Below are 16,366 nucleotides of genomic sequence, written 5' to 3' on the forward strand. Positions count from 1 at the left end.
TCACGCCGCCAGAAATCGCCGGAACTGGCGCAGCGCCAGAGCGAACAGCACCGCGCCGATCGCGAACAGCGCCGCGAGCTGCGGCCAGACCACGTCGAGGCCGGCGCCGCGAAACAGCACCGCTTGCGCCAGCGAGACGAAATGCGTGTTCGGCGCGATCAGCATGATGTCCTGAATGATCTGCGGCATGCTTTCGCGCGGCGTCATTCCGCCCGAGAGCGCCTGCAGCGGCAGCAGGATCAGCATCAGCAGCAGGCCGAACTGCGGCATGGTGCCGGCCGCGGTCGCGAGAAAGATCCCCATGCAGGTGGTGGCGAACAGTTGCAGCGCGGTGCCGACCAGGAACAGCGCCACCGAGCCGTACACCGGGACCGCCAGGATTCCCTGCACGACCACGAACAGCGCGAAGCTCGAGGCCAGCAGCACCACCGCGCCCATCGACCAGATCTTGCTCACCATGATCTCGAACGGGGTGACCGGCATCACCAGCAGATGCTCGATGGTGCCGTGCTCGCGCTCGCGGATCAGCGCCGCGCCGGTGAGGATGATCGACAGCATGGTGATCGACGAAACCAGCTGATTGATCGCGCCGAACCAGCCTTTGTTGAGCTCGGCGTTGAACCGCACACGGAGCGCCTGTTCGACCGGGACGGTGGTGGCGGCGCGATGCTTGGCGAGGAATTCGTCGACCTCGCCGGTGACGATCGACTGCACGTAGCCGCCACCCGAAAAGGCCTGGGTCATCCGCGTCGCGTCGACGTTGAGCTGGATGGTGGGCGACTTGCCCGCCAGCAGATCGCGCTGGAATTCCGGCGGAATGTCGAGCGCGAAAGTGTCGAGCCCGGCGTCCATCCGGGCATCCATCTCGCGTTGGTCGATCAGCTTCGGGATCGAGAAATAGGGCGGGTTGAACGCCGTGACGATGCGCTGCGAGACCGGCGACTGATCCTCGTCGACGATCGAGATCGCGGCGTGATTGAGCGTCTCCGGCAGCGCGGTGGAGCCGCTGTAGATCGAGAAGGTGAACGAATAGACGATCAGCGCCAGCATCATCGGATCGCGCAGCAGGCCGCGCAATTCCTTGACGCCGAGTTCGACGATGTTGGCGATCCGCATCACTTGGCCTGTTTCTGGAGCAGCGCGGCGCCGAGGCCGAACAGCAGCGGCACCGCGATCAGCAGCGGGACGAAGGACCCCCACATCTGTTCGAAGCCCAGCCCCTTCGAGAACGCGCCGCGCGTGATGTCGACGAAATAGGTGGTCGGATAGATCTTGCCGATGAACGCACCGGCGCCCTGCAGCGACGAAACCGGATCGATCAGGCCGGAGAACTGGATCGCCGGGATCAGCGTCAGCAGCGTGGTGCCGAAGATCGCCGCGATCTGGCTGTTCATGAAGGTGGACAGCAGCAGGCCGAGCGCGGTGGCGAACACGACGTAGAGCAGCGCGCCCGTGCCGAAGGCCAAGAAGCTGCCGGTGAACGGCACCCGGAACACCACAATCGCGAACGCCGTCAGCATCACGAAATTCAGCATCGCCAGCACCACATAGGGCAGTTGCTTGCCGATCAGGAATTCCAGCCGCGTGGTCGGCGTCGCGTAGAAATTGATGATCGAGCCGAGCTCCTTCTCGCGCACCACGCTGAGCGCTGCGAGCATCGCCGGAATCATCAGCAACAGCAGCGGAATCACCGCGGGCGCCATCGCCACCACGCTCCGGATGTCCGGATTGTAGCGATAGCGCATCGCGATCTGGAAGCTGCCGGCGGTCGCGGCATCGCCGTAGAGCTCGCTTGCCTTCCGCTTGAGCCAGCCGAGATGCATCGCCTGCGCGTAGCCGCGCGCGGTTTCCGCCCGCGACGGCATCGCGCCGTCGATCCAGGCGCCGACCTCGACCGAACGGCCGCGCGAGACGTCGCGGCCGAATCCCGGCGGGATCTCGATCGCCATCGTCAGCTCGCCGCTGCGCATCCTGCGGTCGAGATCGGCGTAATCGGTGATCGGGCGCTGCTCGGCGAAATAGCGCGAGCCCGCGATGTCGAGGATGTAGTCGCGGCTGATCGCAGTGTCGTCGCGATCGAGCGCGGCGAAGGTCAGTTTTTCGACGTCGAGATTGATGCCGTAACCGAGCACGAACATCAGCACCACGCTGCCGATCAGCGCCAGCGTGGCGCGGATCGGATCGCGCTGCAGTTCGAGCGCCTCGCGCCGCGTATAAGCCAGCATCCGCCGCAGATCGAACCAGGACGACGATGCCCGGGGCGGATGCGGGGCGTCCTCATCTGCTGCGGATGTGACTTGCGCGGCAGTGGTCTGCGGCGCCGATGGCGTCGCCGCGGTTCCGATCGCCTCCTCCAGATAGGCGATGAAGGCGTCCTCCAGGCTCGCCGCCGATCGGCTCGCGACGATCGCGCCCGGCGTGTCGCTGATCAGCACGCGGCCGGCATGCATCAGCGAAATGCGGTCGCAGCGCTCCGCCTCGTTCATGAAGTGGGTGGAAACGAAGATGGTGACGTTGTCGTTGCGCGACAGGTCGGACAACATCTGCCAGAAGCCGTCGCGCGCGATCGGATCGACGCCGGAGGTCGGCTCGTCGAGGATCAGAATGTCGGGCGAGTGGATCATCGCCACCGCCAGCGACAGCCGCTGACGGATGCCGAGCGGCAACTCATCCGGCAGCTTGTCGATCACCTCGGCGAGATCGAAGCGGCGCTCCATCTCGGCGATCCGCGGCGCGATCTTGGCGGGCTCCATCTGGAACAGCCGCGCGTGCAGTTCGAGATTCTGCCGCACGGTGAGTTCGGTGTAGAGCGAGAACGCCTGCGACATGTAACCGACGCGCCGGCGCACCGCCATGTCGTTCGGATCGACCTCGTTGCCGAACAGCTTCGCGGTGCCCTCGCTGGCCGCGAGCAGACCGGTCAGCATCTTCATCGTCGTGGTCTTGCCGCAGCCGTTGGAGCCGAGGAAGCCGAAGATCTCGCCCTGCTCGATCCGGAACGAGACGTCGTCGACCGCGGTGAAGTCGCCGAACCGCATGGTGAGATGTTCAGCCTCGATCGCGATGCCGGTCGTGCCGGTCGTGCGCGGCGGAATCACCACCTCGGCATGGCCGCGGCGCTCGTCTTCGGGCAACAGCGCGATGAAGGCGGCATCCAACGATTTGCCACCAGTTTGCCGCAACAGATCCGCAGGCGTTCCGGTCGCCAGCACCTGCCCGGCATTCATCGCCACCAGATGGTCGAAGCGCTCCGCCTCCTCCATGTAGGCGGTCGCCACGATCACGCTCATACCGGGGCGTTGCGCCCTGATGTCGTTGATCAATTCCCAGAACTGCCCGCGCGACAGCGGATCGACGCCGGTGGTCGGCTCGTCTAGGATCAGCAGATCCGGATCGTGGATCAGCGCGCAGCACAGCCCGAGCTTCTGCTTCATACCGCCGGACAGCTTTCCGGCAGGCCGCTCGGCGAACGGCGAAAGCCCGGTACTTTCAAGTAGTTCGGCGATCCGCGCGGCGCGCTCGCGACGGCCTTGGCCGAACAGCCGGCCGAAGAAGTCGACATTCTCGAACACCGACAGCGTCGGATACAGATTCTTGCCGAGCCCCTGCGGCATATAGGCGATCCGCGGACACGTATCGCGGCGATGTGCGGCATCGGCGATGTCGCCGCCGAACACCTCGACGCGACCCTGCTGCACCGCGCGCGCCCCCGAGACCAGCGACAGCAGGCTCGATTTGCCGACGCCATCGGGACCGATCAGGCCGATCATGCAGCCCGACGGCAAATCGAGCGTGACGTCGTCGAGCGCCAGCGTCTTGCCGTAGCGCAGCGACACCGCGGCGAGCCGGACCACCGGCGCGCGCGCGTCCGTCCCGACCGCGGGATCACTCATTGCGCCAGCGTGCCGCTGAGATTGGCCGGCCATTCGGCCTTCGGATCGAGCCGAATATAGGCCACGCCCGGCAGTCCGGTCTTGACGCGCTGGATGTACTTGCGCAGCAGCTCCTGGGGGATGTGCGCCTTGACCCGGAACATCAGCTTCTGCCGTTCCTCTTCGGTCTCCACCGTCTTCGGCGTGAACTGCGCGGTGTCGGCGACGAAGGTCGCCTTCGCCGGAATCACCACCTGCGGCAGCGCGTCGAGCACCAGACGCACATCGGCGCCGATCGCGATCTGCCCGGCCTGCGCGGTCGGCAGGAAGAAGGTCATGTAGACGTCGCTGAGATCGACCAGATTCAGCACGCGCCCGCCGGCGGCGATCACTTCGCCGGGCTGGGCGACGCGATATTGCACGCGGCCGTCGCGCGGCGATTTCAACGTGCTGTCGTTGATCTCGACAGTGATGCTGTCGATCGCGGCCTTGGCGGCGTCGACCGCCGCGCCGGCGTCGATCACTTGCGCTTTCGCCGAGCTGATCGCCGCCTCGCTGGCCGCGAGCTGCGCCTTGGCGGCGGCGACCGCGGCCTTCGCGCCCTGCTCGTTGGCGCGGTCGTCGTCCAGCACCTGCTGCGACACCGCGCTGGTCTTGATCAGCGCTTCGGCGCGCGCCAGCTTGCGCTCCAGCGCGTCGAGCTGGGCGTCGCGCTGCGCGATCACCGCGACAGCCGCCTCACGCTCGGCTTCGCGCTGCGTGACCAGGCTGGTCGCGGTCTCGATGCCGATGCTGGCCCGCCGCAACTGCGCCTCCGCCTGGCGGCGCTGCGCCTCGAGCTGATCCGTATCCATCCGCGCCAGCACCTGACCCGCGGTGACGAAATCGCCCTCGCGCACGAGAATGTCGCGGATGCGGCCGGCCGACTTCGTGGAAACGTCGATCTCGGTCGCCTCGATCCGGCCGTTGCCGCTGGCGATGCCGGGCGGCAACCCCTTGGCGCCGAACGTTCGCCACGCGAAGTAACCTCCACCCGCAACCGCCACCACGGCGACGATCACGACCCAACGCATCCAGCTACTTGCCATCGGCCACTTCTCCGGTTGACGCCGCTGCGCGGCGACACCACTCCAATAGTGCCTTCACGACTCGACTAACAGTCTCTTGGCAGTGACCGACTTTGAGAACCTTGACAGTGATCAACTACGGTTGACTAAACATTGAGGCAACTGTGTCCCTCGTGCATCAATCGCCACCTCGACGGTGGTACGCCACGCGCTCTCGTCGACGCGATCGGCCTACACCCGATGCTGCGGTCGCGGTCCTGCGGTTCACAGGACTATCCGAATGAAGAAGCTGGTGACCGATATCACTGCCGCGATCGAAGGCGGAATCAAGGCGGCCGACCCTATGGTCGCCTCCCGTGTCACGATCGCACCGTAATGCCGATCGCCGAAGGGGCCGTCGCCGAGGCTCGACGAGCGCGCTCAGAACTCGGCGCGTTCGAGCGCAGCCTTGTCGTGCAGCGAGAACAGCGGTCCGTCGTACAGGAACGAGCGCTGATGGATCACGATGCGGTCGCCCTCGACGCTGACATGCGCGTAGTCCGGCGCCTCATGCGAGCCGGGGATGTGGCCTTCGGTCACGAGATCGAACGCGACCTGATGCGCCAGCGCGCGCTGGATGTGGAACGGAATGCCGCGCCAGACACCCGCGATCGGCCGGTGCAGATGGCCCATGAACAGATAATCGGGCCGCCGCGTCCGCGCGATCACCTCCCATTCGGCTTCGGGATTGGCAAGCCGGATCGTATCCATGTAGCGCAGCCCGGTGTCGAACGGCGGGTGATGCTGGAACAGCAGCAACGGCCGGTCGGTCGGCGCCGAAGTCAGCGCGTGTTCGAGAAACGCCAGCCGGGCGTCGCACAACAGCCCCTCGTGATTGGGTGCGGCTTCGTTCAGCGTGTCGAGCGTCACAACAGTGGCGGCGTCGAACACCTGCATGGTCTGGACGAAGCCGTCGGCGTCGCGCGGCACGCCCGGGAAATAGCGCGCGAAGCCGTCGCGCTTGTCGTGATTGCCCATCAGCAGAATCGTCAGCGCACGCAGTTCGCCGAGGACTTCGGCCAACGCTTCATAAGCGGCGTCCTCGCCCCAATGCGCGAGATCGCCGGTGACGATCACGAAGGCGATCTCCGGGTGGTCGCGATTGATGCAGCCGATTGCGGCCCGCAGCCGCTCGGCGGGATCGAGCCCGTAGATGCGGCGGCCGCGGGCGACGAAATGAGTGTCGGTCAGAACGACGAATTTCATCGCACCATGGTCTCCCGGTCCCAGGCCGTGTATTCGGGCGAGCCTTCCACCCGGATCGGGCCGTCGTAGCCGAACTCGACCATGTGGACCGTGACGTAGTCCGCACCGACGAAGCAGACGCCGTAGGATTGCGGCAGGTCGGAGGCGCTCAGCATCGCCGTTTCGGAGAACAGCGGAAACGATGCGTGATTGGTGCCGCGCAGCGACGAGGTCGGCACGCCGCCGATCGAACCGGCGAGCGGCAGGTGGCAGTGGCCGAAGAAGACGTGGCGGATCCGGTTCCGATGCGCCCCGACGATGCTGCGGAACGCTGCGCCGTCGCTGAGCCCGATTCGGTCCATCGGGCCGAGATGAGTCGGCATCGGGTGATGATGCATGAACAGCAGGAACGGGCCGGGGTGTCCGGTCAATTGCCGTTGCAGCCAGACTTGCCGCGCGTCGCAATAGCGGCCCGCATGGGTGTTCGGCTCGACCGTGTCGAGGAACAGGCAGCGCCCCGCCGAGACGTCGTGCATGCCCTGGACGAAGCCGCCGTCGTCATATTCGGGAAACACGCCGAGGAAGACGTCGCGGCGGTCGTGGTTGCCGATGCACAGCCGCGTCGGAATCGGAAACGCGTCGAGCGTCGTCCTGAGCCAGAGATAGTCGTCACGATCGCCCCAGTCCGACAGATCGCCGGTGATCACCATCAGCTCGGCATCGTGGTGATCGCGCAGCACGTGCGCCAGCGCGCGTTCGAAATTGCGCCGCGGATCGCGGCCGCCGATCGTCGCCCCTGGCGCCGTCAGATGGATATCGCTGAGCTGGATCAGTTTCATGACGTCCTCCCGGAACGAAAGCGGAGCGGGCGAGCCCGCTCCGCGCAGGTTGTTGCGTATCAGCGCGCCGCGCCGACCGATTTCGGCAGCAGCTTCTGCACGTCCTTGGTCATGTCGGCGAGCACCGCGTCCGGCTCCTTGGCCCGGGTTCCGGTCACGATCGAGTTGAGATGATCCTTGATCACGTCGGTGATCTTGAGGCCGTTGTCGCCCGGGAACGCGTACCATTTGGTCAGCAGCGCGAGCTGGCTCACCGCGGTGTAGTTGTTCGGGTTCTTCTCGTAGAAGTCCTTCAGATAGACGTCGTTGGCGACCTTGTTGGGCGGCATGTAGCCGGTGGTCTCCGCCATGATCGCGGCGCCCTTCGGGCCGGTCCAGAACTTCACCACTTCCCAGGCCGCGTCACGCTTGGCCTTGTCCTTGGCGGTGATCAGCACCACGTTGCCGCCGGCCGGCAGACGGCCGTTCGGCTTGACCACGTCCGGGAAGATGTGGGTCTTCAGCGTGAACTTGCCGCCGATCATCTGCGTGGTCTTGTTGAGATCGGAGGTCGAGGTGATGTGGATGCCGGTCTTGCCCGCCGCGAAGGCGGCGCGCATCGACGGCTGGTCGAGATTCGGCATGCCGCCCTCGGTGACGAGGCGGGCGATCTGCTTCATGGCGAACTGGCCTTCGGGACCATCGAACGCCACCTTGGTTTCGTCCGCGTTCAGCATGGTGCCGCCGCGGGCGAACACCGGCGCCTGCCACAGCCAGTTGCCGGTGATGTCCCACGCATAGGTGATGCCGTTATAGTCCGGGCCGAGCGCCTTGACCTTCTTGGCGAGGTCGATCAGGCCGTCCCAGCTGGTCGGCAGATTGTTCGGATCGCCGCCGACCTGTTTCACCAGATCGACATTGACGTAGACGATCGGCAGCGAGATCGCGAACGGCAGCGCGTAGACCTTTCCGCTGGCGGTGCCGATGTCGTACATCGCCTGGTGGAAGCCCTGCTTGTCGAAATCCTTTTCGGCGGCGATGTAGCCGTCGAGTTCGGCCGGAATGTTCTTGTCGACCAGCACGCGGACGCGGTTCAGGCCCTGGAAGGTGACGTCGGGGACCTGATTGGTGACCGCCTCGCGCAGCACCTTCTGGGTGCCTTCTTCATAGGATTCGTAAGGCGCGCGGAACGTCACCTTGATTTCCGGATGCACCTTGGCGAATTCGGCCGCGATCTGCTTGTGGGTCTCGGTGAACAGCTCCGGATAGGGATATTGCAGCACGACTTCGGTCTGCGTCTGCGCGTGAGCGCAGCCGGCGGCGAGCGTGAAAGCCGCCGCTGCCATCCAGGTTCGCAACATGATCGATCTCCTTGTGTGTGAGGGACGTCGTTATTTCAGGCCGGTCATCGTGATGCCTTCGATGAACCGGCGCTGGGCGAGCAGGAAGGCCACGACCAGCGGCGTGATGATCACCAGCGCCGCGGCCATCAGCGGGCCGTAATTGGTGCCGGCCTCGGCGTTGCGGAAATGCGCGACCGCGAGCGGCGGCGTCCGCAATTGCTCGCTGTTGAGCACGATCAGCGGCCAGAAGTAGTCGTTCCAGTGGGCGACCACCGAGAAGATGCCGAAGGCGGTGACCGCCGGGATCGCGGTCGGCAGCATCACCCGCCAGACGATGCCGAATTCGGAGATGCCGTCCATCCGCGCAGCGTCGATCAGATCGTCGGGCACGGTCATGAAGAACTGCCGCATCAGGAAGATGCCGAACACCGAGATGGTGAAGGGCAGCACCAGCGCCGCGTAGCTGTCGAGCGCGCCGATCTGGTGCAGCAGCAGGAACACCGGGATCGCGGTCGCCTGCGGCGGAATCAGAATGCCGAACAGCACCAGTGCGAACAACGTCTTGCGCCCGACGAAGCGCAGCTTCGCCAGCGCATAGGCCGCCGGCAAGGCGACCAGCACCTGCAGCGCGAAGATCGACACCGTGACGATCAGGCCGTTGAGCAGGAAGCGCCCGAGATTGGACTTGGCAAAGGCCTCCTGCAGATTGTCCCACAGGGCGAAGTGATGCGGGATCAGATGCACGTCGCTGGTGTAGATCTCGGCCGGCGGCTTCGACGCAGTCGAGATCATCCAGATGAACGGCGTCAGCACCACCAGCGCCCCGCACAGCAGCACGACATGGCGCAGCACCGCCCAGGGGTTCGGCTTCAGCGCGTCGATCATGTGTGCACCTGTCGGGCGGCGAGGCGGGCCTTGACCAGGGTCAGCGCCAGCACGAACACCAGGAACACCACGGTCAGCGCCGCGGCATAGCCGGAGCGGAAGAACTCGAAGCCTTCCATGTACATGGTGTGGATCAGCACTTCGGTGGATTTGGACGGCCCGCCTTTGGTGAGGACGTGCACGGTGTCGAACACCTGGAAGGAGCGAATGCCGGTGATTACCACGACGAACACCGTGACCGGCCCGAGCAGCGGCCAGGTCACCAGCCTGAACCGCGACCAGGCGCTGCCGGCGCCATCGATCTCGGCGGCGTCGTAGAGCGATTTCGGGATCGAGACCAGGCCGGCGAGGAACAGCACCATGTTGAAGCCGAGCGCCTGCCAGATGCCGATCACACACAGCGAGAACAGCGCCGTGTTGCGGTCCTGCAGCCAGCCATGCGCGGGCAGCCCGACGCTGCGCAGCAGCCCGTTCACCAGCCCGAATTGCGGATGCAGCATGAATTCCCAGACGATCGCCATCGCGATCAGCGTCGCCATCACCGGCAGGAAATACACCATGCGATAGAAGCCGCGCAGCCCGGCGCCGCTCTGGATCAGCAGCGCCACGCCGAGCCCGAGCGCGACTGCGCCCGGCACCACGATCACCACATAGGTCAGCGTATTGGCCAGCGAGATCCAGAACACCTTGTCGGCGAACATCTCCTGATAATTGGCGAGCCCGATCCAGCCGAGCGACGGCGCGCCGAGCTGGTAGTCGGTGAACGACAGCGCGATGACGCCGAGGAGCGGCCCGAGCAGCATCAGCAGCATCAGCACGAAGGCGGGCCCGACCAGCCCATAGGCGGCGGCATGGCCGAGCCGCGGTGAGCGTCGGGCGGCGACGGCGGAAGCCGGCCGCGCCAGCGGAAGCGTGCCGAGGGTGGAGGCGGCGTCAGACACTGGCCACCTCCCGCGCGCGATGCGTCGCTGCCGGCGGCTTGGTCTCGATCCGTTTGCCGGCGGCATCGAACAGCCGAATGGCGTCGGGCGGGACGCCGAACCGCGTGCTGCTGCCGAGCGGCGGCAACGCGCGAACGTCACCGATCCGCGCCAGCACCGGGGTCGGCATGCCGTCGACACCGAGATGCACGAAGGCTTCGGCGCCCATGTTTTCGACATGCACCACGGCGCCGGCGAACGCGCCCGTGGCGCCGAGCTCGATCCGTTCGGGGCGGATGCCGATCCGGCAGGGCCGCGCCATCCCCGGGACTGCGACGCCGAGCGAATGCCCGAGCATTTCGACAGCGCCGTCGGTGCGGATGTGACCGGGAAACACGTTGATCTTGGGACTGCCGACGAATTCGGCGACGCGGATGTCGCGCGGGTTGTCGTAGACCTCGGCGGGGCGGCCGACCTGCACCAGTTCGCCGCCGATCATCACCGCGATCCGGCCGGACATCGTCATCGCCTCGGCCTGGTCGTGGGTGACGTAGACGAAGGTGGTGCCGAGCCGGCGATGCAGCTGGGCGATTTCGGCGCGCATGTGGACGCGCAGCTTGGCGTCGAGATTGGACAGCGGCTCGTCGAACAGGAACGCCACCGGCTGCCGCACGATGGCGCGGCCGACCGCAACGCGCTGGCGCTGGCCGCCGGAGAGCTGGCCGGGCTTGCGCTTGAGATAGGCCGAGAGTTCGAGCTGGGCGGCGACGCGCTCGACCTCGCCGCGGATCTCGCGCTCGATGCGGTGGCGGTTCGGCAGCAGCCGGCCGAGCGCCGGCAGCCGCTCCAGCGTCGACAGCCGCTTCATCCGCAGCGGCACCGCGATGTTGTCGTAGACGCTGAGATGCGGATACAGCGCGTAGGACTGGAACACCATGGCGAGATTGCGCTGGCTCGGCCGCACGCCATCGACCGGCTGTCCGCCGATCGTCACGGCACCGGAGGTCTGCGGTTCGAGCCCGGCGATGATCCGCAACAGGGTCGACTTGCCGCAGCCGGACGGCCCGACCAGCGAGACGAATTCGCCGTCCTCGATCGTCAGATCGACGCCCTTCAGCACGTCGGTGGCGTCGAAGGATTTGCGGATCGCACTGAGTTCGATTCTCGCCATACCGCCTGCTCCTCGATTGCGATCGATAAGCACGTGGGTAAGGGCGCCCCCTGACAGTCACATAACAGTCAACAGCTTTGCTTATGCTCTCCGCGACATTTCCTTTCGAGGCGCGCGACCTTGTCACGAAGACGATGGCCGCCACGGCCGGGGAGCACCTTGCCGGCATGGCCCTGACATCGGCGCGAATGCGCGCAATCAACGCCGTATTCGAGACCGGCAGCTTTGCCGCGGCCGCGCGGCACATCGGCGTGTCGCAATCGGCCGTCGCCCAATCGGTGCGCGAGCTGGAGGCCGAATTCGACGTGGCGCTGTTCGAGCGCCACGGTTCGAGCCTGATCCCGACCTCGCTGTGCCGCCAGCTCTACGGCGCGACCAGCAAGATGCAGGCGGTGGAAGCCGACGCGCTGTCGATCCTGCAGCAGCGCGGCGAACTGGCCGGCGGCGAACTGCGCGTCGGCCTCGGCAATTCGATGCCCGGCATGGCGCTGATCGCCGCGTTCAAGCGGCTGTATCCGAAAGTGCAGGTGGCGATCGAGATCGGGAGCTGGTCGGCGATCGTCGCGGCCGTGGTCGAACAGCGCGTCGATATCGGCGTGCTGCCCGAGGTGCCGGCGGACAAGCGCTTTCGCCGCGAAATCTGTCTCGCGCAGCGCGTCGTCGCGCTGTGCCACCCGGACCATCCGCTGCAGGGGCGCGAGCAGGTCGGGATCGCCGAACTGACGCAATATCCCCTGGTGTTCCGGTCGCGCGACTCCTCGACGCAACGCACGGTCGACCGCGCCTTCCGCGACAAGGGCTTGCGCCCGGCGCCGTCACTGATCGTCAACACCCGCGAAGGGATTCTCGAAGCCGTCGCCAATCAGCTCGGCATCGGTTTCATGTGGGAGCAGGGCTCGAGCCGGACCGACGGCATCGCGCGGATCTCGGTGCCGGAACTCGACGCCGAAGTGCCGGAATGCATCTTCGCCCTCGCCGGCAAGAAGGGCCGGCTGGTCGAACTGTTCTTCCTCGCCCGCGGCACGCATGGCGTCGCGTAGTTGGCGTCCTGTCAGTCGCGAAACTTCTTCTTGGGCTTTTTCTTGAAGCCCGGGTTGGGCGCCGACGGATCGGCACGGCGTGCCTTGCTGACATAGGCCGGCTTGTCGTCACGCGACTTTTTCGTCTTCAAGCCGTCCTGCTTGAAACCTTCCGGCTTGAAGCCATCCTTCTTGAAGACTTGCTTCTTCTTGAATCCGGCGTCCTTGAACCCCGCATCCTTGCCGGCGCGTGGCGGGCGCGGGTCGGCCAGCGGTTCGATCTGCGGCGACCACGAATCGGGCCGCTTGCTGCGGCGCGTCTCGCGTTCGGACAATTGACCGCCATGCGGCTTGGACAAGGCTCGCTCGGCGCCCGCTTCGATCGGCTTGGCGCCGATCAAGGGCTCGATCCGGATGTTGTCGTCCTTGTCCGGACGCTTGATCTGCGCGGCGAAGTCCACCGCGGCCGCGGCCGCGATCTCGAATTCGGTGGTGGTGTCGAGGATCCGGATGGCGCCGATCGCCTGACGATCGATGCCGCCGCGGCGGCAGATCATCGGCAGCAGCCAGCGCGCCTCGGCGTTCTTGCGCTTGCCGATCGCGGCGCGAAACCAGACCCCGTCGGTGATCGCATGTTTCTGCCCGGCCTTGCCCGGGCGCGCCCGCGAACCGGGGTCGCGCGGACCATAGTCGCGCTCCTCGCGTGGCGCCCGCGCACCCTTGGCGGGGGCGCGATCGTCGCGGCCGCGGGCCGGGCGTTCGCCCGGATCGAGAATGTCCTCCGGGGCCGGCAGCCGGGCGCGATACAGCCGCGCCAACGCGACCGCGATCTCCTCGGCAGAGCGCTCGGCGAGCAGCGCTTGCGCCAACGCCTGATCGTCGGGCGTGGTCTCCTCGGTGAACAGCGCATCCTGCATCATGCGCTGCTGATCGAGCACGCGGATCTCGTCGGCCTGCGGCGCGGTGCCCCAGATCGCTTCGATGCCGGCGAGGCCGAGCAGCGATTCGGCGCGTCGCCGCCGCGCCGGCGGCACCAACAGAACGCTGATGCCCTTCTTGCCGGCGCGCCCGGTGCGGCCCGAGCGATGCTGCATCACTTCCGGATCGTTGGGCAGATCGGCGTGGATGACCAGGCCGAGATTGGGCAGATCGATGCCGCGGGCGGCGACATCGGTGGCGACGCAGACCCTGGCGCGGCCGTCGCGCAGCGCGTTGAGCGCGTTGGTGCGCTCGTTCTGGGTGAGCTCGCCCGATAGCGCCACCACCGAGAAGCCGCGCTCCAGCAGCGCGGTCTGCAGATGGGTCACGCCGCTGCGGGTGGCACAGAACACGATCGCGGTCGGCGATTCGACGTAGCGCAGGGTGTTGACCACCGCGTGTTCGACATCGTTCGGCGCGATCCGGATGGCGCGATATTCGATATCGGCGTGGCCGCCTTCGCGGCCGGCGACTTCGACGCGGAACGCGTTGTGCTGATAGGTCTTGGCCAGCGCGATGATGCCGCGCGGCAGCGTCGCCGAAAACAGCAGCGTGCGGCGGCTGTCGGGCGTGGTCTTGAGGATGAACTCCATGTCCTCGCGAAAGCCGAGATCGAGCATCTCGTCGGCCTCGTCGAGCACCACGGCCTTCAATTGCGAGACGTCGAGCCGGTTGCGGCGCAGATGGTCGCACAGCCGCCCCGGCGTGCCGACCACGATATGCGCGCCCTCGGCCAGTTCGCGCTGCTCGCGGCGCGGGTCCATGCCGCCGACGCAGGACACCACCCGTGCGCCGGTGGCGCCGTACAACCAGCCGAGTTCGCGATGCACCTGCAGCGCGAGTTCGCGGGTCGGCGCCACGATCAGCGCCAGCGGCGCGGCGGCCGGCTCGAAGCGCTCGGCCTCGCCGAGCAGATCGGGCGCGATGGCCAGGCCATAGGCGACGGTCTTGCCGGAGCCGGTCTGCGCCGACACCAGCAGATCGCGGCCCGCGGCATCGGGCGCCAGCACCGCGCTTTGCACCGGCGTGGCTTCGGAATAATGGCGCTCCGCCAGGGCTCGGGCGAGCGGCGGGAGAGTGGTCGAGAATGGCACGGATAGAGACCTTCTGGGCGATGACGCCGAATGGGAAGTCCCGGGACCCAGCGGATCCACGCGGCATGCCGCGGCGATGCACAGCCGCAAGCGGCCGGCGATGACGGGAGGTTGGCTTCCTTTAAGCCAATATCGGCCAAAGCGCCAATCATTCGATCGTGCTCTGCCGGCGGCATTGGTGCGGCCACAGGGCTAGCGACGGAACGCCGTGATCCCACCGTCGACCACACACCCGGTCGTGAGGGGGCGATAGGCAGCGGCCACGCACGCCGATAAGGTCAACACCGACGTGCTCGACACCGACCGGCTCGCATTCATCAAGTCTTAACCTCGTTTAAGCGAGTTTCGAGGTGGCCGCGCGCTCGGCTCCGGTACTTCGGTTGAACCGGGTCGTCCGCGACGGCTGTGAGTCGGCCACCGCCCTGCTGATCGGCTTCGAAGCCAGCTCTCCATCGTCTTGAGACTCGCGATCTCGCCGCTGGCGCCGCCAGGCGTTCGGCGGCATGCCGGTGAAGCGCCGGAATATTCGGGAGAGATGAGCCTGGTCGCTCAGCCCGCAGGCCAGCGCGACTTCCGACAGCGGCAATTCGGAGGTCTGCATCAATAACTTGGCCCGCGCGACCCGGCGCTCCAGCACGAAGTTGCGAGGCGCAACGCCGACACTCCGACGGAATACCCGCGCAAAGTGGCTGGCACTGAGATCGATGAGCTGGGCCAGATCCCTGATCCGCAGGCTGCGGTCGATGTTCTGCTCGACATGCGCGACCACCCGGTTCAATTGCCAGCGCGCCAGGCCGGGATGGTCGAGCGTCTCGGGAGGCACTTCGTCGATCAGTTCGTGTCGCGCCTGCACGTCCCGAAGCAACGCCACGGCACGTTCGATGCAACACCGCGCGAGGGCCGGGTCGCGCTCGACCGTTTCGGCGGCCTTCTGAAGGATTTGCGTCAGGTACACAAACGCCCTCGCCGTGCTCGGCCGATCTCCGCTCGTCGTGAGGCGCTGCATCGGCCTGAACTCCTCATCCCCGAATATCGTATACACGCGGACCATTGCCATGGAGCGACACCAGACTATGCCTCGGTCGCCGTCCGATAGTCCGACCAACGTGCCGTCGCGGCCTGCATTGGTTTCGGCCGTAGCAAACCAAGGTTTATCGTCGAGCCGGCATGCGGCACCTTGTCTGGCCTTGTGCGAGCCGCCCGCGGGGCCGATTGGCATCAGACGCCGGCTGGAATAAGGTTCTGAAATGACGCAAGGATCGTCTACAAGGCCCGCATGACAGCATCATCCAGCCCATTGATCGTCGTCGTCGATGACGACGCCGGCATCAGGGACGCACTGGACGGCTTGTTCAGGTCTATCGGAAACCACGTCATCTCGTTCGAATCGGCACAGCATCTGCTCACGGCCGGCGTTCCGAACGACGCCAATTGCATGATCCTCGACGTGCGATTGCCGGGCACCAGCGGGCTCGACCTGCAAGCCATGCTCACCAAGCTCGACATCCGTATTCCGGTGATTTTCATGACCGGCTACGGCGATGTGCCCATGACTGTCCGTGGTATGAAGGCCGGCGCCGTCGACTTTCTGACCAAGCCGTTTCGCGACCAGGAAATGCTGGACGCCGTGTCGGCGGCGATCGCGCTGGACCAACGGCGGCGCGAGAGTGACGGCCGCCGCGAAGACGTCCTGAAGCGCTACGCGGCGCTGACGCCGCGCGAAAAGCAGGTGTTCGACATGGTGTCCGCCGGGTCGCTCAACAAGAACGTCGCCGCCGATCTCGGTTTGAGCGAGATCACCGTCAAGATTCATCGCGGGCGCGTGATGAAGAAGATGGGCGCCCGCTCGTTCGCCGACCTGGTGCGGATGGCCGAATTGATCGCCGCGCCCTCGCGAGATCCGACGTAACACCATCGTATGACTTATAAGGCCCCGGACTCTGCCGCACTGTTCCGTGACGTCGGATCGCGCTGC

At 66.2% G+C, this 16,366-nt stretch carries 13 protein-coding genes; 2 read left to right on the plus strand and 11 right to left on the minus strand.

The annotated features are described in order from the left end of the window. The 9 genes from RPB_RS00850 to RPB_RS00890 form a co-directional block, all read right to left on the minus strand. Window positions 1–1,116, minus strand: coding sequence for an ABC transporter permease (locus tag RPB_RS00850; RefSeq protein ID WP_011439071.1), 1,116 nt, complete (start codon window positions 1,114–1,116; stop codon window positions 1–3). Continuing rightward, window positions 1,116–3,893: a ribosome-associated ATPase/putative transporter RbbA gene (rbbA, locus tag RPB_RS00855; protein WP_011439072.1), complete on the minus strand. Its 2,778-nt coding sequence runs from the start codon at window positions 3,891–3,893 to the stop codon at window positions 1,116–1,118. The genes RPB_RS00850 and rbbA overlap by 1 nt, the downstream gene beginning before the upstream one ends. Then, the gene (locus RPB_RS00860) at window positions 3,890–4,960 is read right to left on the minus strand and encodes an HlyD family secretion protein (protein WP_011439073.1); all 1,071 of its coding nucleotides are present in this window, start codon (window positions 4,958–4,960) and stop codon (window positions 3,890–3,892) included. The genes rbbA and RPB_RS00860 overlap by 4 nt, the downstream gene beginning before the upstream one ends. Before the next feature lie 399 nt (window positions 4,961–5,359). Continuing rightward, the gene (locus tag RPB_RS00865; RefSeq protein ID WP_011439074.1) at window positions 5,360–6,184 is read right to left on the minus strand and encodes a phosphodiesterase; all 825 of its coding nucleotides are present in this window, start codon (window positions 6,182–6,184) and stop codon (window positions 5,360–5,362) included. Next, window positions 6,181–7,002, minus strand: coding sequence for a phosphodiesterase (locus RPB_RS00870; RefSeq protein WP_011439075.1), 822 nt, complete (start codon window positions 7,000–7,002; stop codon window positions 6,181–6,183). Before RPB_RS00870 ends, RPB_RS00865 begins: the two co-directional genes overlap by 4 nt. A 59-nt stretch (window positions 7,003–7,061) precedes the next feature. Beyond that, the gene (locus RPB_RS00875) at window positions 7,062–8,342 is read right to left on the minus strand and encodes an ABC transporter substrate-binding protein (protein ID WP_011439076.1); all 1,281 of its coding nucleotides are present in this window, start codon (window positions 8,340–8,342) and stop codon (window positions 7,062–7,064) included. A 30-nt stretch (window positions 8,343–8,372) separates the two neighbouring features. Then, window positions 8,373–9,209 carry a carbohydrate ABC transporter permease gene (locus RPB_RS00880; protein WP_011439077.1) on the minus strand — a complete coding sequence of 279 codons (837 nt, stop codon included), beginning with the start codon at window positions 9,207–9,209 and terminating at the stop codon, window positions 8,373–8,375. Next, the gene (locus RPB_RS00885; protein ID WP_011439078.1) at window positions 9,206–10,150 is read right to left on the minus strand and encodes a carbohydrate ABC transporter permease; all 945 of its coding nucleotides are present in this window, start codon (window positions 10,148–10,150) and stop codon (window positions 9,206–9,208) included. Before RPB_RS00885 ends, RPB_RS00880 begins: the two co-directional genes overlap by 4 nt. Continuing rightward, window positions 10,143–11,300, minus strand: a complete 1,158-nt coding sequence (locus RPB_RS00890; RefSeq protein ID WP_011439079.1) for an ABC transporter ATP-binding protein — start codon at window positions 11,298–11,300, stop codon at window positions 10,143–10,145. The genes RPB_RS00885 and RPB_RS00890 overlap by 8 nt, the downstream gene beginning before the upstream one ends. Before the next feature lie 167 nt (window positions 11,301–11,467). Here RPB_RS00890 and RPB_RS00895 point away from each other — a divergent pair, with 167 nt between their 5' ends. Then, window positions 11,468–12,340 carry a LysR family transcriptional regulator gene (locus RPB_RS00895; protein WP_011439080.1) on the plus strand — a complete coding sequence of 291 codons (873 nt, stop codon included), beginning with the start codon at window positions 11,468–11,470 and terminating at the stop codon, window positions 12,338–12,340. An 11-nt stretch (window positions 12,341–12,351) separates the two neighbouring features. On the opposite strand, the gene RPB_RS00900 is transcribed toward RPB_RS00895, so the two are convergent. Further along, entirely contained in the window at window positions 12,352–14,391 is a 2,040-nt protein-coding gene (locus RPB_RS00900) for a DEAD/DEAH box helicase (RefSeq protein WP_011439081.1), read from the minus strand. A gap of 334 nt (window positions 14,392–14,725) precedes the next feature. Further along, entirely contained in the window at window positions 14,726–15,397 is a 672-nt protein-coding gene (locus tag RPB_RS00905; protein WP_011439082.1) for a helix-turn-helix domain-containing protein, read from the minus strand. Window positions 15,398–15,667: 270 nt separating this feature from the next. Between RPB_RS00905 and RPB_RS00910 the strand changes: the two genes are divergently transcribed. Next, on the plus strand, window positions 15,668–16,300 hold the full coding sequence (locus RPB_RS00910) for a response regulator transcription factor (RefSeq protein ID WP_011439083.1): 633 nt from the start codon (window positions 15,668–15,670) through the stop codon (window positions 16,298–16,300). The last annotated feature ends 66 nt before the right edge of the window (window positions 16,301–16,366 follow it).

Origin of the sequence: Rhodopseudomonas palustris HaA2 (genome assembly GCF_000013365.1) — a bacterium.
In the GTDB taxonomy this organism is placed as follows: domain Bacteria; phylum Pseudomonadota; class Alphaproteobacteria; order Rhizobiales; family Xanthobacteraceae; genus Rhodopseudomonas; species Rhodopseudomonas palustris_J.